Below are 20,221 nucleotides of genomic sequence, written 5' to 3'. Positions count from 1 at the left end.
CGCGGGATTCGCCCTGACGTAGCAACGTCCGCACACGCGAGGCGTGTACGGACGTTACTGCAGTCACGGGAGTTAGATGCGCTCGCCGACGTAGACCGTGAGGTCCACGAGGCGGTTCGAGTAGCCCCACTCGTTGTCGTACCACGAGACAACCTTGACCTGATCGCCAATAACCTTGGTGAGACCAGCGTCGAAAATCGACGATGCGGGGTCAGTCTCAATGTCCTTGGACACGATGGGGTCTTCGGTGTAAACCAGGAAGCCCTTCATAGCGCCTTCGGAAGCCTTCTTGACGATCGCGTTGATTTCCTCAACGGAGGTCTCGCGCGAAGCGGTGAAGGTGAGGTCCGTTGCCGAACCGGTGGCGACGGGCACGCGAAGTGCGTAGCCGTCGAGCTTGCCGGCGAGCTCCGGAAGGACGAGCGCAACAGCCTTGGCCGCACCGGTGGAGGTGGGGACGATGTTGAGCGCTGCTGCACGCGAGCGACGCAGGTCGCTGTGAGGTGCGTCCTGCAGGTTCTGGTCCGCGGTGTAAGCGTGGATCGTGGTCATGAGGCCACGCTCAATTCCGATGCCGTCGTTGAGTGCCTTGGCCAGCGGCGCGAGGCAGTTCGTGGTGCACGACGCGTTCGAGATGATGTGGTGGTTCGCGGGGTCGTAGTCCTCGTGGTTCACGCCCATGACGAACGTGGCATCGTTGTTCTTCGCGGGAGCGGAGATGATGACCTTCTTAGCGCCGGCGTCGATGTGAGCCTTTGCCTTGGTGCCGTCCGTGAAGAAGCCGGTCGACTCGATGACGACGTCTGCGCCAAGGTCGGCCCACTTGAGGTCTGCGGGGTTGCGCTCCGCCGAAGCGTGGAACGTCTTGCCGTCAACCGTGATGGAGTCCTCGGTGTGCGTCACCTCGACGCCGATGCGACCCAGGATGGAGTCGTACTTGAGGAGGTGCGCGAGAGTCGCGTTGTCGGTGAGGTCATTGATGCCAACGACCTCGATGTCCGCGCCTGACGCGAGAATCGCGCGGAAGTAGTTACGTCCAATACGGCCAAAGCCGTTAATGCCGACCTTAATGGTCACTTTTTTTCTCCTCGGCTCGCGCCGATGCCCGGCGCGGTTGGTGGTAGATGCTTGCGCACCACTACGTGCGCTGGGGCCGGAACAAAGCCTGGCCACTGCCTTCTACCTTACTACTACCGAGACGCGCGATGCACGCGACTTTAGTCCCGAGTGTGCAGTTACCTGTCGAGTTCGAGCAACTGCTCCGCGATGCCGGCCTCGGTGTCGGGGATCCCAAGATCCTCAGCCTTCTTGTCTGCCGTGGCGAGCAGGCGGCGAATCCGGCCCGCGACGGCATCCTTGGTGAGCTGCGGGTCGGCCATCTTGCCGAGTTCCTCGAGCGACGCTTCCTTGTTGGCGAGGCGCAACTGACCAGCCTCACGCAGGTGGTCCGGAACCTCGTCGCCCAGGATCTCGAACGCGCGTTCTACACGCGCTCCGGCGGCGACTGCCGCCTGCGCCGAGCGACGCAGGTTCGCGTCGTCAAAGTTAGCCAAGCGGTTTGCCGTGCCGCGTACTTCACGACGAGTGCGCTTCTGCTCCCAGTCGAGCACCGAGTCGTGAGCGCCAAGGCGAGCCAGCAGGGCGGAGATCGCGTCCCCGTCTCGGATGACCACGCGGTCCACGCCACGAACCTCACGAGACTTCGCGGAAATTCCCAGTCGACGTGCAGCGCCGACAAGCGCCAATGCGGCCTCGGGCCCTGGGGATGTGACCTCAAGCGCGGAAGATCGTCCAGGCTCCGTGAGGGAGCCGTGGGCGAGGAACGCGCCACGCCACGCGGCAATCGTGTCCTCAATGGATCCGGCGACGACGTGCGGTGGCAAGCCTCGAACGGGTCGGCCGCGGTGGTCAAGAAGTCCGGTCTGACGGGCGAGCGACTCACCCTCCTTGACCACGCGCACCACGTAACGGTTGCCCTTCTTGAGGGCACCACCCTGGACCACGATGATCTCGCTACCGAGGCCATAGACCTCGTGGATGAAAGTGCGTAGGCGACGTGCGCCAATAGCGGTGTCTAGTTCGGCTTCAATGACGATGCGACCGGACACGATGTGCAGCCCACCAGCAAACCTTAGGGTGGAGGCGATCTCGGCTTTGCGCGCCGACACCTTCTCCGTGGGTACGCGTGCGAGTTCGTCCTTCACCTGTGCCGTCAGAGCCATGCGCTTATCTTGCCACTCAATGCTGTTGCTCGGGAACGCTTCCGGCCAATCGCGAGAGCAAGCCCTGATAAACAGCGCGCAAAAGTTCCGGGTTGTGGCGCGCATTGGCACCGTCGAGCGCGACATCTGCGGTCACAAGCTCGACGCCCCAGTCAGTCAGCTCGTCATGCAGTGTGGAGTCATCGCTGTGTCCGATGTCCGCAACCACCATCGCGGGGCGGAAGTCAGGCACCAATTCCCGCATGGCGCGGATGTCATCCACCCTGTCGGTTCCCGCGGTTTCGATGTCCTCGTGCGCCAGGTTGAGCGTCACCACGGTACGGCGGGCCGCGCCGTGTAGCGCCTCCGATACATCCGGAACAAGGAAGTGCGTGAGCACCGAGGTGTACCAACTACCCGGACCAAGCACCACCATGTCCGCCTCAGCGATCGCCGCGACCGTTGCACGGGGCACGGAGGGCCGTTCGGGTTCCACCCGAAACCCCCGAATGCGTCCTGGCGCCGATGCCACCTCGGCTTGGCCGCGTACCTCCACCACACCATCGGCCTGCTCGACCATGGCGACAATCTCAAGCGGCACATCCGCCTGAGGGAGCACCCTGCCGCGGGCACGCAACAGCCGTGCAACCCAGTCCAGGCCATCCACCGCAGAACCCGTGTGCTCCCACAGAGAGGCGATCAGGAGGTTTCCTAACGCATGACCGTTCAGCGGCCCGTCGGACTCAAAGCGAGACTGCAACACATCGCGCCACGTGCGTCCCCACTCGGTGTCTTCGCATAGCGCGCTCAACGCCATCCGTAGGTCGCCCGGGGGCAGCACCCCGAGTTCGGTGCGCAGACGGCCCGATGAGCCGCCGTCGTCGGCGACGGTCACGATTGCAGTCAGGGATGGACTTAGGTCACGCAGCGCGGTTAACGTGGCGTAGAGGCCATGTCCCCCGCCAAGGGCGACGATGCTGGGGTCGGGATTCATATCGTGGAGCGGTCCCGGTCCGTGGGACGGTCCCGGTGGGTGGTGCGCACGGAGTAGCCAAGCTCACGCAGCGCGTCTCCAAGCGCCTCCGCCATCGCTACGGAGCGATGCTTACCTCCGGTGCAACCCACACCAATGGTGACGTCGCTCTTGTCGTTAGCGCGGTAGCGATTGAGCGCGATGTCGATCACGTGCGCGTACGCGTCAAGGAATGCCTGGGCGCCATCGTCGGAAAGCACATGGTCACGCACAGCCGGTTCTAGTCCGGTCAGCGGGCGCAACTCGGGATTCCAGTGCGGGTTAAGCAGGAAGCGCACGTCCGCGATAAAGTCGGCATCCGCCGGAATGCCGTTCTTGAAACCGAACGACAACACGTTGACGTGGATGCGTGGCGTCTCCGCCGCCACCTCCGCGGTCACCCGGTCTCGCAATTGATGAACATTGAGAGTAGACGTATCGATGAGGTTGTCGGCACGCTCACGCACATTCGCGAGTTGGGTCCGCTCCCGCGCGATTCCCTCCAAAATGGTGCCGTCCTGCTGCAGGGGGTGGCGGCGACGCGCCTCCTCGTAGCGCGAGACCAGCGTGTGGTCTGAGGCGTCGAGGAAAATCAACGTGACAGGCACGTCGCGCGCCTGAAGATCGTCCATCACTGCCTCGAGATCCTGAAAGAACTCGCCTCCACGCACGTCGACCACCGCGGCTAACTTACGACCGGAGTCGCGGCCCACCATCGTGACTAGATTCGCGAGCATCTGTGGCGGCAGATTGTCGACTACATACCAGCCCAAATCCGCGAGCACCGCGGCCGCACGGGTACGCCCAGCACCGGACATACCGGTGAGGATCATGACCTCTGGCTTAGAGTGCGGTGCTTCCACGTCGGGCTTACGGATACCCGACGGATAGGTCTCAGGAACGGGCTCGTGGGTCATACGACAAGCATGCCACCCTAGGAGCGCAAAGCGGTATAGACCTGCGCCGCGGTCCCGGATCCGATTCCCGGCACTAGTGCGATCTGCTCCGGAGACGCTTCTTTCAGCTTCGCGAGCGAACCAAAGTGCCGGATCAGCGCCTTCGAGCGTGTGGGACCCACGCCCGGAATCGCGTCCACTGCAGAAGCCTGCATCGCCTTACCGCGCTTGCGACGGTGGTTCTTAATTGCGAACCGGTGTGCCTCGTCGCGCACCCGCTGCAACAGGTACAGCGCCTCAGACCCACGCGGCAGGATCACGGGGAACGGGTCGCCGTGAATCCATACCTCCTCGAGGCGCTTCGCGAGTCCCACCAGCATGACGTCTACGATCCCGAGTTCCTGCAGCACCTCCGCCGCCGAGTTCACCTGCGGGAGGCCGCCGTCCACCACCACGAGCTGTGGCGGGTACGCGAATCGTGCCGTCTCACGCTCCTCCGGCGGCAACTGCGACTCCTCCAGATACCGGCTAAACCTGCGCCGCAACACCTCCTTCATCGCCGCCGTGTCGTCCGTAGCATCGGCGATGGAGAACTGACGGTACTGCGCCTTACGGGGCAGGGCGTCCTCAAAAACCACCATCGAGCCCACCTGATTAGTGCCAGACGTGTGGGAGATGTCGTAACACTCGATCCGTAGCGGCGCGTCGGCCATGCCAATCGCGCTTTGAAGCTCCTGCAGAGCCGCAGAGCGGGTGGTGAGGTCGGACGCTCGCTTCAGCCGATGCTGGTCTAGTACCTGTTGAGCATTCTGGTGGCCGGTGGTCGCCAGTTCGGCCTTCTTGCCACGCGACGCCACGCGCACGGCCACGCGCGCTCCACGCACCCCGGAGAGCCAGTCACTCACACTGTCGGCCATGTCCGGGATGGCGGGCACCAGAATCTCGGTGGGGATGTCCTCCGCCACCGCCGACCCGTACGCTTCCTGAATTAATTGTGCGATCATGCCAGGGATTTCGAGCGGCTCGGGCTTGTCCACGACCCAGCCACGCTCCCCAGCAATACGGCCGTCTCGCACATGGAAAACGTGCGCGGCAGCCTCCATGTCATCGTCTACCAGACTAAAAATATCTGTGTTGGTGCCGGCGGGAAGCACCACTGCGTTGCGTTCCAGGACCGCGTTGAGCGCACGCAGTCGGTCGCGCGCCCGCGCCGCACCTTCGTAATCCTGCTTCTGCGAAGCGGTCTCCATGGCCGCGGTGAGGTCCCGCATCATCGTCTTCGCGTCGCCCCCCAGCACCGCACAGACACGCTCCGCCAGCGCACGGTGATCCTCCACACTGATGCGCCCCACGCACGGAGCGGAACATTTATCGATGTACCCAAGTAGACACGGACGGCCCTGACGTTCGGCCTTCTTGAACACACCGTTCGCGCAGGTGCGCACCGGCAGCGCCGTCAACAAGGTGTCGACGGTCTCGCGGATCGCCCAAGCCTTGGCGTAGGGGCCAAAGTAGCGAACCCCAGGCTTGCGATCGCCGCGCATCACCTGGATGCGAGGGTACTTCTCGTTGAGTGTGACTGCGAGGTACGGATACGACTTGTCGTCCTTGAACACCACGTTGAAGCGGGGGTCGTATTGCTTGATCCAGGTGTGCTCGAGGATCAACGCCTCGACCTCGGAGCGCACCACTGTCCACTCGACCGACGCCGCGGTCGTCACCATGAGCCTCGTGCGCGGGTGCAGCGCAAACAGGTCTTGGAAGTAGTTGCTCAGCCGCGCGCGCAGGTTCTTAGCCTTGCCGACGTACACCACCCGGCCGTGCGGATCGCGAAAGCGATACACACCGGGATCGGTGGGGATACTGCCCGGTGCGGGGCGGTAGTCGGCCGGATTCGTCACGCGTTCAGACTAGGCCGTGACTGCAACACCGAGCGACTCAGCAAGAAACCCGCCGGTATGGCTTGCGGCCACCGCGGCGACCTGCTCGGGAGTACCCTCGGCAACCACAAGGCCTCCGCCGGATCCACCCTCGGGCCCCATGTCAATCACCCAGTCTGCAGATTTGATGACATCCAGATTGTGCTCAATCACGATGACCGTGTTGCCCTTGTCGACCAACCCCTGCAGGACCCCGAGTAGCTTGCGTACGTCCTCGAAGTGCAACCCTGTAGTGGGTTCGTCCAGCACGTACACGGTGCGACCCGTGGACCGTCGCTGCAGCTCGGACGCCAACTTGACGCGTTGCGCCTCTCCGCCGGATAGCGTGGGAGCCGGCTGGCCCAGCCGCACGTACCCCAGCCCTACCTCGACCAGCGTGGTCAGGTGGCGCGAGATGGTGGGAATCGCCTCAAAGAAGTGAGCCGCCTCCTCGATGGGCATATCTAGCACGTCGGCGACATTCTTGCCCTTGAAGTGCACCTCGAGCGTCTCACGGTTGTATCGCGCGCCCTTGCAGACCTCGCAGGGAACGTAGACGTCCGGCAGGAAGTTCATCTCGATCTTGAGGGTTCCGTCACCAGAGCACGCCTCGCAACGACCACCCTTGACGTTGAAGGAGAACCGCCCTGGTCCGTAGCCGCGGACCTTGGCCTCTTGAGTGTCTGCGAACAGTTTGCGTACCTTGTCCCACACCCCGGTATAGGTCGCGGGGTTCGAGCGTGGCGTGCGGCCGATAGGGCCCTGGTCCACGTGCACGATTTTGTCGAGCTGATCCGTGCCGAGAATGCGCGTGTGTCGCCCCGCGACCTGACGGGCACCATTCAGCGTGTTGGCAAGCGACGTGTAGAGGATCGCGTTGACGAGCGTGGACTTTCCGGATCCGGAAACACCTGTGACAGCGGTGAAGACGCCCAGCGGGAACGACACCTCGATATCCCGCAGGTTGTTCTCACGGGCGCCAATGACAGTGACGTGCCGGTCTGGATCCACCTCGCGACGCTCGCCGGGCGCCTCGATCTTCATGCGGCCAGAGACGTACGCCCCGGTGATGGACTTCTCGTTGGTGAGTAGGTCCTCGTAGGTGCCCGCATGGACCACTTCTCCCCCATGCTCACCGGCACCCGGACCGATGTCGACGATCCAATCGGCGACGCGGATGGTGTCCTCGTCGTGCTCGACCACGATCAGCGTGTTGCCGAGGTCGCGCAGCCGCGTCAGCGTCTCAATGAGGCGCCGATTGTCACGCTGGTGCAGGCCGATGCTCGGCTCGTCAAGCACATAGAGCACACCCACCAAGCCAGAGCCGATCTGCGTTGCGAGCCTGATGCGTTGCGCCTCTCCGCCGGACAGCGTGCCGGCCGCGCGAGCCATGGTCAGGTAGTCCAGGCCCACGTCGAGCAGGAAGCCCAACCTGGCATCGATCTCCTTGAGCACTTGGACAGCGATCTGGCGGCCACGCTCGTCGAGGTCGGCCTTGAGCAGGAAGTCACGCGCGTCGGCGATGGACAGGTTGCAAACGTCCGAGATCGACAGTCCGCCAATGGTGACGGCGAGCACCTCGGGCTTGAGACGTGAGCCCGCGCACGTGGGGCAGGGCACCTCGCGCATGTAGTTCTCGTACTTCTCGCGCGAGAACTCGGACTCGGTCTGTGAATGCAGTCGCTCGATCCACGTGACCGCACCCTCAAACCCCGTGGTGTACTGCCGCTCGCGCCCATAGCGGTTGCGGAATTTGACGTGCACCTCGTAGTCCTTGCCCACCAGGATGGACTCCTGGACCTCCTTGGACAGGCTCTCCCACGGCGCATCCATATCGAACTCGAGATCTTGAGCGAGCGCGTTGAGCATGCGCGAGAAATACTCCGTCGCCATACTCGACCACGGCGCCACGGCGCCCTGGTTCAGGCTAAGTCCCGGGTCCGGGACCACCAGGTCGCGATCCACCTCGAGCTTGATGCCAATGCCGGAGCACTCGGGGCACGCGCCATACGGAGCGTTAAATGAGAAAGTGCGTGGCTCCATCTCCTCGAGCATGAGTATGTGGTCGTTGGGGCACGCACGCTTCTCGCTATATCTACGGGGCTCAATGTCGCTGTCCACGGGGTCGATGATGACCAGGCCATCCGCAATGCGCAGCGCGGTTTCGACCGAGTCGGTCAGGCGCTGACGTACGCCATCACGGGCCACCAAGCGATCGACTACCACCTCGATGTCGTGCTTGAGCTTCTTCTCGAGCTCGGGGGGCTCGGTGAGCTGGATAGTCTCGCCGTCCACGCGGGCACGAGCGAAGCCCTGCTGCTGGAGGTCGTCGAATAGCTCCGAATACTCGCCCTTGCGGCCTCGAATGACGGGTGCGAGCACCTGGTATCGAGTGCCCTCTGGCATCGCGAGCACGGAGTCCACAATCTGCTGAGGAGTCTGCGCCTGAATGCGCTCCCCGCACTTGGGGCAGTGCTGAGTACCCACGCGGGCGTAAAGCAGGCGCAGGTAGTCATAGATCTCGGTGATGGTACCGACGGTGGAGCGCGGATTGCGGTTGGTCGACTTTTGGTCGATGGACACCGCGGGCGACAGTCCCTCGATGAAGTCCACGTCCGGCTTGTCCATCTGGCCAAGGAACTGGCGGGCGTACGCCGACAGCGACTCGACGTACCGACGCTGCCCCTCCGCGAAGATGGTGTCGAACGCGAGCGACGACTTGCCTGACCCGCTGAGCCCGCTGAAAACGATCAGCGAGTCGCGAGGGAGGTCGAGGTCTACGCCCTTGAGATTGTGTTCGCGCGCTCCGCGCACCAGGATTCGGTCATTCACACGACTATGCTACGTGGGATTTGCGTCGAACATGTGTTCGAACGCGCCGATGCGGACATTACTGGCGCGATTTGTTTCGCGATGGTGCCACGCACCAGAATGAGGCCATGACGAACTACATGGTCGAGTACACCTACACCGACGACGTTGCCAACCGCGACGCAATCCGCCCCGAGCACCGCGCGTACCTGGAGTCGCTGGTCGCGACAGAACAGATGCTGGCCTATGGTCGTTTTGGCGAGGACGGCCCCGCCGGTGCCCTGCTCCTTATCGCCGCCGCATCGGCCGCCGAGGTTGAGTCCCTGCTTGCCGAGGATCCGTTCGTGAAGAACGGCATCGTTGACTCACACCGAGTGCGTGAGTGGATCGGCACCTGGGGCGCTGTCCCCCGCTAGCTGACCGGCTACTTCTGTGAGCCTTTCGGCGTATCGCCGTCCCCGAACGTAGCGTCGGTCACCTGAGGCGAGTGCTGCTGCCCCAGGTCCTGCAGCTCCGCCCCGCGCTCGTCCGCCTCAAGGTCGGCGACGAGTGCCTTCTTGTTTCTGGTGGCGATGAGGCTGGCAACGGTCGCTATGGTCAGCGTCGCCAGAATGACGATCAGCGACGTCGAAGTGGAGATCACCGGTGCCCAGTCAAAGGGCTGTCCGCCGTTGAGCCATGAGATCGAGTTGCTGTGGAGCGCCTCGAGCACCAGCTTGACGCCAATAAACGCGAGGATTGCCGCGAGGCCGTAGTGCAGGTAGACCAGGCGCTGCAGCAGCCCGTCCACCAGGAAGAAGAGCTGGCGCAGGCCCAGCAGCGCGAAGGCGTTCGCCGTGAAGACGATGTACGGGTCCTTGGTCAGCCCAAAGATCGCGGGAATCGAGTCAAGCGCAAAGAGCACGTCGGTGGTGCCCAGTGCGAGCACCACAATCAGCAGCGGCGTGATCATCCGCTTTCCTGCCTCGCGGACCGTCATGTGGCCACCGCGGTAGCCGTCGGTGACCGGCATGATCTTGCGCACGCCGCGGATCAGCGCGCTCTCCTTGTACTCCGGATGCGCGGCATCCTCGCTGTCCTCGCGCACCAGCCCAATCGCGGTATAGACCAGGAATGCGCCAAAGATGTAGAAGGTCCAGGAGAAGTGCTCGATGGCAGCGGCGCCCGCCCAGATGAAAAGTCCTCGCAGCACAAGCGCAATCGCGATGCCGATCAGCAACACCTTGGGTCGATACTTGGGCGGAACGGCGAATCGCGTCATGATCACGAGGAACACGAACAGGTTGTCGACGGACAGCGACTTCTCCGTCACATAGCCTGCGAAGTACTCGCCCGCATGGAAGTCGTCCCACCAAAAGTGCATACTCGCGCCAAAGATCAGCGCGATCCCGATGTAGAACAGTGACCAAAACACTGACTCACGGAACGTGGGCACGTGCGGCCGGCGAATTACGACGATGAAGTCGAAGGCGAAGAGGGCGACGATAAGCCCGATGGTCGCGGTCCACACAATTGTCTCGTTCACCCGGCAATACTACGGCCGCTTAGCACGGCGTCGGGCCAGGGGTGTCGAACCTTCGCCTGCCGAACGCGAACTAAGAGTCAGCCAGCGTCGAGCATATGACGCAACTCTTTCTTGAGCTCCCCGATCTCATCGCGCAAACGCGCCGCGATCTCGAATTGTAGGTTCGCCGCGGACTCGTGCATCTGCTCTGACAGTTCCTCGATGAGCCCGGTGAGTTCAGCCGCGGGGCGTTGCGCGTTGGAAACCTCTCGGGTGGAGGCCTTCTTGCCGCCCTTCTTAGACTGAGCGGCCAGGTCGAGCGTCTTTGCAGTATCCGCGTCCTCGCGTGCGAGCATCTCCGTGATGTCACCGATGCGTTTGCGCAAGGGTGTGGGATCGATACCGTTGTCGAGGTTGTATTGGACCTGACGCTCGCGACGGCGAGTGGTCTCGTCAATGGCCTTCGCCATGGAGTCGGTGATCCGGTCCGCGTACATGTGCACCTCGCCGGAGACGTTGCGGGCCGCACGGCCAATGGTCTGGATTAGCGACGTGCCCGAGCGCAAGAAGCCCTCCTTGTCTGCGTCCAGGATGCTGACCAGGGACACCTCGGGCAGATCCAGTCCCTCTCGCAGGAGGTTGATACCCACGAGCACGTCGAAGCGCCCCATGCGTAGTTCACGCAATAGTTCCACGCGCCTCAACGTATCGACGTCCGAATGCAGATACTCCACCCGGATATCCCGGTCACTTAGGAATTCGGTGAGGTCCTCCGCCATCTTCTTAGTCAACGTGGTCACGAGTACACGCTCATCGCGCTCCACACGCAGACGGATCTGTTCGAGCAGGTCGTCGATCTGCCCCTCCGTGGGCTTGACCACAATCTGCGGGTCCACGAGGCCAGTGGGGCGAATTATCTGCTCCACCACCCCATCGGCTCGTTCGAGCTCGTACTTGCCGGGCGTCGCGGACAGGTAGACGGTCTGCCCCACGCGTTCCTGAAACTCAGCCCATTTGAGTGGGCGGTTGTCCATCGCGGAAGGCAACCTGAATCCGTGTTCTACGAGCGTCCGCTTGCGAGACGCATCGCCCTCGAACATCGCGCCGATCTGCGGCACCGTGACGTGCGACTCGTCGAGGACCAGTAGGAAGTCGTCCGGGAAGTAGTCAAGCAGTGTGTGAGGTGGCGTTCCGGGGGCGCGCTGCTCCATGTGGCTGGAGTAGTTCTCGATGCCGGAGCAGGTGCCAACGGAACGCATCATCTCGAGGTCAAAGGTGGTGCGCATCTTGAGTCGCTGTGCCTCAAGTAGCTTGTTCTGACTCTCCATCTCCTGCAACCGCTCACCGAGTTCCTGCTCAATGGTGGAGATGGCGCGGTTCATGCGGTCCTGGCTCGCCACATAGTGCGACGCGGGGAAGATATGGACCTGCTCGCGTTGGGCAACCTTCTCCCCTGTGAGGGGATGGAGGGTGTACAGCGCCTCGATCTCATCCCCAAACATCTCGATGCGGATAGCGAGCTCTTCGTACACCGGGATGATCTCAATGGTGTCACCGCGTACACGGAAGGTGCCGCGCGTAAACGCCAGGTCATTGCGCGCGTACTGGTTGGCTACGAACTTGCGCAGCAACTTGTCTCGGTCAAAGACGTCGCCCACGGCCAGCGTCACCATGCCATCGATGTACTCCTCGGGGGTGCCGAGGCCGTAGATGCAGGACACGGACGAGACCACGATCACGTCACGGCGGGTCAGCAGCGAGTTGGTCGCTGAATACCGCAGGCGCTCCACCTCCTCGTTAATCGAGGAGTCCTTCTCGATGAACGTGTCCGTCTGTGGCACGTACGCCTCAGGCTGGTAATAGTCGTAATAGCTCACGAAGTACTCGACCGCATTATTTGGCAACAGTTCTCTGAACTCGGTTGCAAGTTGCGCGGCGAGGGTCTTGTTGTGCGCCATCACCAGTGTGGGGCGCTGCAGCCGCTCCACCAGCCAGGCCGTCGTCGCCGACTTACCGGTACCGGTGGCGCCCAACAGCACCACGTCCTGCTCCCCCGCCTGAATGCGGCTGGCGAGATCCTCGATGGCCTTGGGCTGGTCTCCGGAGGGCTTGTATTCCGAGATCACTTCAAAGGGTGCCTCAGAGCGGCGCAGATCAGAGTCAGTCATGTCTCAACGCTACGCCCCGGGTGTGACACGACAGGACACACGCTCCCCTAATGCGGAACGTGAATGGTCCAGAACTCGTCAACTTGGGCACGCAGCCGCTCCCGGGTTCCGCTGCCGTCAAAAACATGGTCGGCCACTGCTGCGCGCTCCTCGTCAGTCGCCTGCGAGTCAATGCGCGCCTGGGCGTGGTCATGGCGCATGCTGCGGGTCTCCATCAAACGCTTGAGGCGCACCTCGACGGGGGCCGCAACCGTCACGACCAGACCAAAAGCGCCACCCTGATTGGTCTCCACCAATAACGGAATGTCGTGCACCACGACCGCCTCGCCCGCCGCCCGAGCCTGCTTGTCCATTGCCGCGGCCATCGCCTCGATATAAGGGTGAACTATGCAGTTGAGACGTTCACGGGCACGGCCGTCCGTGAACACCAGCGTGCCGAGCGCCTCACGGTCGAGTTGCCCATCTACCACTACTCGGTCTCCGAAGGCGTGGACAATCTCCACGAGAGCAGCCGAGCCTGGCTCCACCACACGCCGCGACAGCACGTCATGGTCGACGACGTGCGCGCCTAGTTCGCCCAGGCGTTCGGCGACAACCGACTTTCCTGAAGCGATACCGCCTGTGAGTCCAATGCGAAGCATGCGGGAAGTCTGGCACCTCACGCAGTTGGAGGGCAACATGGTGTGGCAGATTCCCCACCTGAACGCAAGAACGGCCCCCACCGACAGGTGGGGGCCGTTCTTAGTTAAAGCTGTGGACTAGTTGCCCGTGAGCTTCTCGCGCAGTGCTGCGAGGCGCTCGTCCGATGCCAGCGTGCCGGCGTCCGACGAGGACTCCTCGTCCTGCGACGAGTAGGACGTGGGTCCGTCGTTCTTGGGGCCACGCTTCTTGGCTGCGGCGGCAACAGGAGCCGCCGTCTCTGCCTCGATAGCGGCGGCGTCTTGCTTGGCAACGAATGCCTTGTGCAGTTCCCAGCGCTCGTGAGCCTTGGCGTAGTCGGCTTCCCAGGCTTCGCGCTGCTCGTCGAAGCCTTCCTGCCATTCCTGCGTCTCGGCGTCGAAGCCCTCGGGGTACTTGTAGTTGCCCGCGGCGTCGTACTCGGCGGTCATTCCGTACAGTGCGGGATCGAAGTCCTCACCGTTCGGGTCGACACCCTCGTTGGCCTGCTTGATGGACAGCGAGATGCGGCGACGCTCGAGGTCAATGTCGATGATCTTGACGAAGACGTCCTCGTCAGCCGACACAACCTGCTCGGGCAGCTCCACGTGGCGCGTGGCCAGCTCGGAGATGTGCACCAGGCCCTCGATGCCCTCGAACACGCGCACGAATGCGCCGAAGGGAACCAGCTTGGTGACCTTGCCGGGAACGATCTGGCCGATCGCGTGGGTACGTGCGTACACGGCCCACGGGTCTTCCTGCGTTGCCTTGAGCGACAGCGACACGCGCTCGCGGTCCATGTCGATGTCGAGAACCTCGACGTCGACTTCCTGGCCCACGGACACGACCTCGTTCGGGTGGTCGATGTGCTTCCAGGAAAGCTCGGAGACGTGCACGAGGCCGTCCACGCCGCCCAGGTCCACGAAGGCACCGAAGTTGACGATGGAGGAGACGACACCCTTGCGCTGCTGACCGGGAGCCAGTGCGGTGAGGAACGTCGAGCGCACCTCGGACTGCGTCTGCTCGAGGAAGGCACGGCGTGACAGGACCACGTTGTTGCGGTTCTTGTCGAGCTCGATGATCTTGGCCTCGATCTGCTGACCGATGTAGGGCGCGAGGTCGCGCACACGGCGCATCTCGACGAGCGAGGCGGGGAGGAAGCCACGGAGGCCGATGTCCACGATGAGGCCGCCCTTGACGACCTCGATCACGGAACCGGTCACGATGCCGTCCTCTTCCTTGACCTTCTCGATGCTGCCCCAAGCTCGCTCGTACTGCGCGCGCTTCTTGGACAGGATAAGACGGCCTTCCTTGTCCTCCTTGGTGAGGACGAGTGCCTCGATGGTGTCGCCGAGGTTCACGACCTCATCGGGGTTGGCGTCGTGACGGATCGACAGCTCGCGGGACGGAATAACGCCCTCGGTCTTGTAGCCGATGTCGAGGAGGACCTCGTCACGATCGACCTTGACGATGATGCCCTCAACGAGGTCACCGTCATCGAAGTTCTTGATCGTTGCGTCAATCGCGGCGAGGAAATCTTCACTCGAGCCGATGTCGTTGACGGTAATAACGGTTTCTTCGGGGGTGGAGACGGACATGTAGTAGTTAACTCCGATATAGGTTGATTAAACGGATGGAATGGACATGACTCAGGGCAGGACGCACTGGGCCATCGACTATGGTATCGCGACCAGCCCAAACGACACAATGCGCGAGCATAATCGTGACCTCCGCGTTACGTGCGGCCTTGAAGAGAACCTTGCAAGCGGACGATGCTGGCTCGGCGGAGCCGCCGACAAGCCTTGTCGCTACAACCCGATGGCGGTGTCGAGTAGGTCGTCGGAGACGAACTTAGTCTTGCCCGCCATCACTTTGAACGGGCGCATTTGAACGTGCTCGCCACGCAGAGCGGTGAACACTCCCGTGTTGCCCTCGACCGCGGCGTCGATCGCCGCGACCCCAAAGCGTGTCGCAAGGAGTCGGTCGGTGGGAGTAGGCACTCCCCCGCGCTGTGTGTAACCGAGCACGGTAAGTCGCGTCGCAAATCCGGTCGCCTGCTCAATTGCCTGCGTGATCTGCGAGCCAATCTGTCCAGCGATGGGATTTCCCTTGGCATCGAGGGTCTCGGTGGGCTTCCATGACGATCCCTCAGCAGGCACAGCGCCCTCGGCTACCGCAACGATGGAGAAGTTGCGGTGACGGTGGCGGTGACGGATCTTCTTGACGATGTCGTCAATGTCGAAAGGGCGCTCGGGCGCCAAGATGATGTCGGCACCTCCCGCGACACCTGCCGCCACTGCGATCCAGCCCGCGTGCCGTCCCATGAGTTCAACGACCATGACGCGGTTGTGAGACTCCGCAGTTGAGTGCAGTCGATCAATAGCCTCGGTGGCGATGGATACCGCGGTGTCGAAACCGATGGAGGAGTCAGTGCCTACCACGTCGTTGTCGATGGTCTTGGGGATGCCGATCACCGGCACACCCGCATTGTGAACCTTGGACGCCGCCCGCAGGGTGCCGTCGCCACCGATGCAGATCAGTGCGTCGAGGTTCTCGCTTTGCGCCGTTTCGATGACCGCCTCGATGCCACCCTCGACTTTGTGAGGGTGACAGCGCGCGGTGCCAAGCATTGTTCCGCCGGCCACCAGGATGCCGCTCACGTCCTCGCGGCTCATCGGCTGTGCGTCGCCATCGATGACGCCCTGCCACCCGTTGTGGAAGCCCATGATCGACACGCCGTGCTCGGCGGTCCCCCGCTTCACTACCGCTCGGATGGCTGCATTCAGCCCTGGGCAATCACCGCCGCCGGTGAGGAGTCCAATACGCATGTACCTAGCCTAGTTGCACTCGGAGGGACAGCGGTCGCACCTCTGCCCTAGTGCCCCGCGGTGCGCCAGTTCTCTCCGACGCCGACGTTCACGTCGAGAGGCACCGTCAGATCCGCAGCGCCGTGCATCTCATCTCGCAGGATTGTCTCCACGGCGTCCGCCTCCCCCATCGCAGCCTCAATCACGAGCTCATCATGAACTTGCAGCAGCATGCGAGATTCCAGGCCCTCGGACCGCAGCCGCGACTCGACTCCCAGCATGGCGCGCTTGATCAGGTCTGCGGCGCTGCCCTGAATAGGTGCGTTAAGGGCCACTCGTTCGGCGATGTCGCGGCGCTGGCGGTTACTCGACGTGAGGTCGGGCAGATAGCGTTTGCGCCCAAAGATGGTCTCCGTGTAGCCGTCCTTGCGAGCCTGCTCCACGACGGACTTCAGGTAGTCGCGCACCGCGCCAAAGCGAGAGAAGTAGTCGTCCATGAGCGCCTGCGCTTCGTTCACCGGCAGCTTCAACTGACGCGACAGCCCGAACGCCGACAATCCGTAGGCGAGCCCGTAGGACATCGCCTTGACGTGGCCGCGCATCTCCGGCGTCACGTCCTCGGGCTTCACGCCGTACACGCGCGACCCCACAAACCTGTGCAGGTCCTCGCCGCCCTTGAAGGCCTCGATCAGCGCGCCATCGCCGGACAGGTGCGCCATGATGCGCATCTCGATCTGGCTGTAGTCGGCGGTCACCAGCGTCTCGCAGCCCTCTCCCACCACAAAGGCCTCCCGGATGCGATGGCCTTCCGGCGTGCGAATCGGGATGTTTTGCAGGTTTGGGTCCTTGGAACTCAGCCGACCCGTGGACGCGACCGTCTGACTAAAGGTGGTGTGAATCCGACCGTCGGAACGCACCGACGCGGCGAGCCCGTCGATGATCTGCGCAAGTTTGGTCGAGTCCCGGTGCGCGAGTAGCGCCTCGAGGAACGGGTGCGGGTTCTTCTCGTTGAGCTCCGCAAGCGACGCGGCATCGGTCGTGTAGCCGGTCTTGATCTTCTTGGTCTTGGGCATCTCCAGCTGGTCGAACAGCACCTCCTGGAGCTGCTTGGGAGACCCCAGATTTACTTCGCGTCCACCGATGGCCTCGTACGCAGCATCGGCCGCCTGTCCGGCCCGGCCCCGTGCCTGGTCGCTAAGTGACTGGAGGTGCTCGCCGTCGATCGCGATTCCAGCGTTCTCCATGGTGGCTAGCACCGCGATGAGCGGCACCTCCATCTCGCGATACAGGTCGCCCATGCCGCGCTCCTCAACCTGTGCCTCGAGGTCGAGCGCCAGGGCGCCCACGACGGAGGCGCGCTCGGCGGCGGAGTGGGCCGCAGAGTTCTCGAGTCCAAGATCCAACTCGCCACCCGCAGCCCCGGCGTCGATGCTCTGGCTCAGGTAGCGCTGAGCCACATCCTCCAGCGAGAATCCGCGCTGGTCGGCGTTGACGAGGAATGCCGCGATCTGGGTGTCGCCGACCACACCGCGCAGATCAAAGCCGCGAGCAGTGAGCGCGTGCCACGCGTCCTTGGCGCCGTGCAGCACCTTGGGGACGTCCTCGTTCTCGAGCCACGCCCGTAGCAACTTGTCCTCGGCGGCGCTGAGCGCTGTGAGATCAATCGCCCACGCCGCGCCGGGGGCATGGCAGACGCCAATGGCCCAAGCATCGGCATCGGCACCGATCTTCCCGTCCACATATATATAGGCCCGCGCGGCCGATGCCGCGACTGCCTCGACTGCCTTCTCACTCACCACTTCCACTACCTCGGACGATGCCGTCTCGGCGGGGGCGCCCGGGTCGCCGTTCGTGACCAGCGGCAACAACTTGTCGCGGAGCGTCTTAAATTGGAGCGCATCGCACACCTCGTGGATGGCAGTGGCGTCGGCTCCGCCGTATTCGAGGTCGGAAACTCCTAGTGGCAGGTCCAAATCGGTCACCAGGTGGTTAAGCTCGCGGTTGAGTTTCACGTTGTCGAGGTGAGCGCGGAGCGACTCCCCCGCCTTGCCCGGAACATCCTCGGCACGGTCCAAGATTTCCGGCAGCGAGCCGTACGTGTTGATCCACTTCGCGGCCGTCTTGGGTCCCACGCCCGGCACCCCTGGCAGATTGTCACTGGTCTCCCCCACCAGTGCGGCAAGCTCCGGGTACTGGTGCGGGAGTAGGCCATATTTCTCCTGCACCGCAGGCGGGGTGTACCGCACCAGGTCGGACACCCCCTTGCGGGGATAGAGCAGGGTGACGTTCTCGTTCACCAACTGAATCGTGTCCCGGTCCCCAGAGACCACCAACACCCTCATCCCGGCATCGGCGCCTTGCTTGGCGTACGTCGCCAGCACATCATCCGCCTCGAAATTTTCCTTGTCCACCACCTCGATGCGCAGCGCGGCGAGCATCTCGCGCAGCAGCGGCACCTGAGGTGAAAACTCGGGGGGCGTCTCGTCCCGCGTGCCCTTGTACGACGGGAGGCGCTCGGTGCGGAAGGTTCCGCCTGGCAGATCGAATGCCACGGCAATGTGGGTGGGTTTGTTGTCCTTGATGAGCGTCGCGAGCATCGTGGTGAACCCGTACACCGCGTTGGTGGGCACCCCCGTCGACGTTGCGAAATTCTCGACGGGAAGCCCAAAGAAAGCGCGGAACGCCATCGAGAAGCCGTCGATCAGGAGCAGGGTGCCATTGTTAGATTCACTCACAGGTGACAACCTATCCCCATGAATGAATCGATGCTCGCGGCACTCCAGAACATGCCCAAAGACAATCTGATCACTCGCATGGGGATCGAGATTCTGTCAGTCACTCCTGAGGCGGCAGTAGGGACGATGCCCGTCGCGGGCAACGTCCAGCCGTACGGGCTGCTGCACGGTGGAGCCTCGGCGGTACTGGCCGAGACCCTAGGTTCGTTGGCCGCGATGGCGCATGCAGGTGAGGGCAAGGTGGCGGTGGGCGTCGACCTCAATATCACCCATCACCGGTCAGTTCGTAACGGAATTGTGACCGGAACAGCGACTGCCCTGCATCGTGGACGAACCACCGCGACATACGCGATAAACGTGACAGACCAGGACAATCACAATCTTGCAACGGCCCGCCTCACGTGCGTGGTGAAAACATTGCCGTAACAACTGTGGTCTATGTTGGAAGCAACCCAGACGAGGAGGACTAGGTGCGGAACGCCGACCATGCGGGGCCAAAAGCCCGCCATTTTCCGCTGCGTATAGCCCTGCTATCGACATTGACGGTGGCAGCAATCACCGTGATCTCGGCAGTGCCAGCGCAGGCATCACAACTAGCTACTGAGGTAGCAGACACAGCCGGAGGGACTGAGACAAACCTCCTCCTACAGAACCTTTTGAACGGAATTACGTTCGGCCTCTTGCTGGCCCTCGCTTCCGTTGGACTCTCCCTGATTTACGCCACCACCGGGCTGAGTAACTTCGCACACGGTGAGCAGGTCACCTTTGGTGCCGCCGCCGCGTTCGCCGCAGTTACCGCCGGCGCCCCCATCCTGCTCGCCGCGGTCTTCGCGGTCCTCGCGGGTGGAGCGTCAGGTTGGCTCCAGGACACGGTCCTATGGTCACAATTGAGAAAGCGGCGCATCGCGCCGATGCAGCAAATGATTGTGTCGATCGGGCTCGCCCTGGCCGCGGTCAACCTGCTGCAGATCTGGATGGGCGCACAGCGCGTTCGCCTCTCCACCTCGATTGAAGTGCGGTACGAGTTCGGCCCGGTGTCGATTGGCCCGCAGACCATGATCTCCATGGCCGTCTGTATCGTCGCACTCGGCGCTGTGGGCTTCTTCCTGCAGCGCACCCGCCTGGGACGCGCAACCCGCGCCGTGTCTGATAACCCGGCCCTCGCATCGGCGACCGGTATTTCCGTGAACCGCGTGATCCGCATCGTGTGGATCATGTCCGGCTCGCTCGCCGCACTCGGTGGCGTACTACTCGCGCTATACGAGAACACGTCGGACTTCAGTGCTGGTGCTCGCATCCTGCTGCTCATGTTCGCCGCTGTGACACTCGGTGGTCTCGGTCACCCGTTCGGCGCGCTCGTGGGATCGCTCGTCGTCGGCATTGTCGCCGAGGTCTCGACCGTGTTCCTCCCCACGCCGGACCTCAAGTACGCGATCGTGATGGGCATGCTCATCCTGACGCTGCTGGTGCGACCACAAGGATTGCTCGGCCGAAAGGAAAGGGTGGGCTGA

The 20,221-nt window shown here is 63.0% G+C and carries 15 protein-coding genes; 3 read left to right on the top strand and 12 right to left on the bottom strand.

What is annotated here, in order from left to right; translation table 11 throughout:
- Window positions 1-72: 72 nt before the first annotated feature.
- From gap to uvrA, 6 genes are all read right to left on the bottom strand, one after another.
- Window positions 73-1,077: a type I glyceraldehyde-3-phosphate dehydrogenase gene (gene gap, locus AOP77_RS11160; RefSeq protein ID WP_062213672.1), complete on the bottom strand. Its 1,005-nt coding sequence runs from the start codon at window positions 1,075-1,077 to the stop codon at window positions 73-75.
- Between the two features lie 158 nt (window positions 1,078-1,235).
- A complete protein-coding gene (gene whiA, locus AOP77_RS11155) occupies window positions 1,236-2,222 on the bottom strand; it encodes a DNA-binding protein WhiA (protein ID WP_062213671.1) in 987 nt (328 codons plus the stop codon).
- Between the two features lie 16 nt (window positions 2,223-2,238).
- Window positions 2,239-3,195 carry a gluconeogenesis factor YvcK family protein gene (locus AOP77_RS11150; RefSeq protein ID WP_062213669.1) on the bottom strand — a complete coding sequence of 319 codons (957 nt, stop codon included), beginning with the start codon at window positions 3,193-3,195 and terminating at the stop codon, window positions 2,239-2,241.
- On the bottom strand, window positions 3,192-4,130 hold the full coding sequence (rapZ, locus tag AOP77_RS11145; RefSeq protein WP_062213667.1) for an RNase adapter RapZ: 939 nt from the start codon (window positions 4,128-4,130) through the stop codon (window positions 3,192-3,194). Before rapZ ends, AOP77_RS11150 begins: the two co-directional genes overlap by 4 nt.
- A 17-nt stretch (window positions 4,131-4,147) precedes the next feature.
- A complete protein-coding gene (gene uvrC, locus AOP77_RS11140) occupies window positions 4,148-6,010 on the bottom strand; it encodes an excinuclease ABC subunit UvrC (protein ID WP_062213665.1) in 1,863 nt (620 codons plus the stop codon).
- A 9-nt stretch (window positions 6,011-6,019) separates the two neighbouring features.
- Window positions 6,020-8,860 (bottom strand): excinuclease ABC subunit UvrA, encoded by a 2,841-nt coding sequence (uvrA, locus tag AOP77_RS11135; protein WP_062213664.1) that lies wholly within the window; start codon window positions 8,858-8,860, stop codon window positions 6,020-6,022.
- Window positions 8,861-8,967: 107 nt separating this feature from the next.
- On the opposite strand from uvrA, the gene AOP77_RS11130 reads away from it, so the two are divergent.
- A complete protein-coding gene (locus tag AOP77_RS11130) occupies window positions 8,968-9,255 on the top strand; it encodes a YciI family protein (RefSeq protein WP_062213662.1) in 288 nt (95 codons plus the stop codon).
- An 8-nt stretch (window positions 9,256-9,263) separates the two neighbouring features.
- Here AOP77_RS11130 and AOP77_RS11125 read toward each other — a convergent pair whose 3' ends face one another.
- From AOP77_RS11125 to polA, 6 genes are all read right to left on the bottom strand, one after another.
- Window positions 9,264-10,364: a TerC family protein gene (locus AOP77_RS11125; protein WP_084622572.1), complete on the bottom strand. Its 1,101-nt coding sequence runs from the start codon at window positions 10,362-10,364 to the stop codon at window positions 9,264-9,266.
- Window positions 10,365-10,441: 77 nt separating this feature from the next.
- A complete protein-coding gene (uvrB, locus tag AOP77_RS11120) occupies window positions 10,442-12,511 on the bottom strand; it encodes an excinuclease ABC subunit UvrB (RefSeq protein ID WP_062213660.1) in 2,070 nt (689 codons plus the stop codon).
- Window positions 12,512-12,558: 47 nt separating this feature from the next.
- A complete protein-coding gene (gene coaE / locus AOP77_RS11115) occupies window positions 12,559-13,152 on the bottom strand; it encodes a dephospho-CoA kinase (RefSeq protein WP_062213658.1) in 594 nt (197 codons plus the stop codon).
- Between the two features lie 117 nt (window positions 13,153-13,269).
- Window positions 13,270-14,766: a 30S ribosomal protein S1 gene (gene rpsA, locus AOP77_RS11110; protein WP_061966002.1), complete on the bottom strand. Its 1,497-nt coding sequence runs from the start codon at window positions 14,764-14,766 to the stop codon at window positions 13,270-13,272.
- A gap of 210 nt (window positions 14,767-14,976) precedes the next feature.
- Entirely contained in the window at window positions 14,977-15,996 is a 1,020-nt protein-coding gene (locus AOP77_RS11105) for a 6-phosphofructokinase (RefSeq protein ID WP_062213656.1), read from the bottom strand.
- 47 nt (window positions 15,997-16,043) lie between these two features.
- Window positions 16,044-18,710, bottom strand: a complete 2,667-nt coding sequence (polA, locus tag AOP77_RS11100; protein ID WP_269078426.1) for a DNA polymerase I — start codon at window positions 18,708-18,710, stop codon at window positions 16,044-16,046.
- Between the two features lie 18 nt (window positions 18,711-18,728).
- Between polA and AOP77_RS11095 the strand changes: the two genes are divergently transcribed.
- Window positions 18,729-19,136 carry a PaaI family thioesterase gene (locus AOP77_RS11095; protein WP_062213654.1) on the top strand — a complete coding sequence of 136 codons (408 nt, stop codon included), beginning with the start codon at window positions 18,729-18,731 and terminating at the stop codon, window positions 19,134-19,136.
- Window positions 19,137-19,255: 119 nt separating this feature from the next.
- Window positions 19,256-20,221 carry a branched-chain amino acid ABC transporter permease gene (locus AOP77_RS11090; protein WP_062213652.1) on the top strand — a complete coding sequence of 322 codons (966 nt, stop codon included), beginning with the start codon at window positions 19,256-19,258 and terminating at the stop codon, window positions 20,219-20,221.

Source organism: Demequina oxidasica (genome assembly GCF_000975115.1).
GTDB classification, from domain to species: Bacteria; Actinomycetota; Actinomycetes; order Actinomycetales; family Demequinaceae; genus Demequina; species Demequina oxidasica.
This window is presented reverse-complemented; position numbering and strand designations above follow the sequence as displayed.

Coding starts and splice junctions, on each gene's coding strand:
- whiA (WP_062213671.1), bottom strand. CDS start 2,222: ATGGCTCTGACGGCACAGGTGAAGGACGAACTCGCACGCGTACCCACG.
- AOP77_RS11095 (WP_062213654.1), top strand. CDS start 18,729: ATGAATGAATCGATGCTCGCGGCACTCCAGAACATGCCCAAAGACAAT.
- uvrB (WP_062213660.1), bottom strand. CDS start 12,511: ATGACTGACTCTGATCTGCGCCGCTCTGAGGCACCCTTTGAAGTGATC.
- AOP77_RS11105 (WP_062213656.1), bottom strand. CDS start 15,996: ATGCGTATTGGACTCCTCACCGGCGGCGGTGATTGCCCAGGGCTGAAT.
- rpsA (WP_061966002.1), bottom strand. CDS start 14,766: ATGTCCGTCTCCACCCCCGAAGAAACCGTTATTACCGTCAACGACATC.
- coaE (WP_062213658.1), bottom strand. CDS start 13,152: ATGCTTCGCATTGGACTCACAGGCGGTATCGCTTCAGGAAAGTCGGTT.
- rapZ (WP_062213667.1), bottom strand. CDS start 4,130: ATGACCCACGAGCCCGTTCCTGAGACCTATCCGTCGGGTATCCGTAAG.
- AOP77_RS11150 (WP_062213669.1), bottom strand. CDS start 3,195: ATGAATCCCGACCCCAGCATCGTCGCCCTTGGCGGGGGACATGGCCTC.
- AOP77_RS11130 (WP_062213662.1), top strand. CDS start 8,968: ATGACGAACTACATGGTCGAGTACACCTACACCGACGACGTTGCCAAC.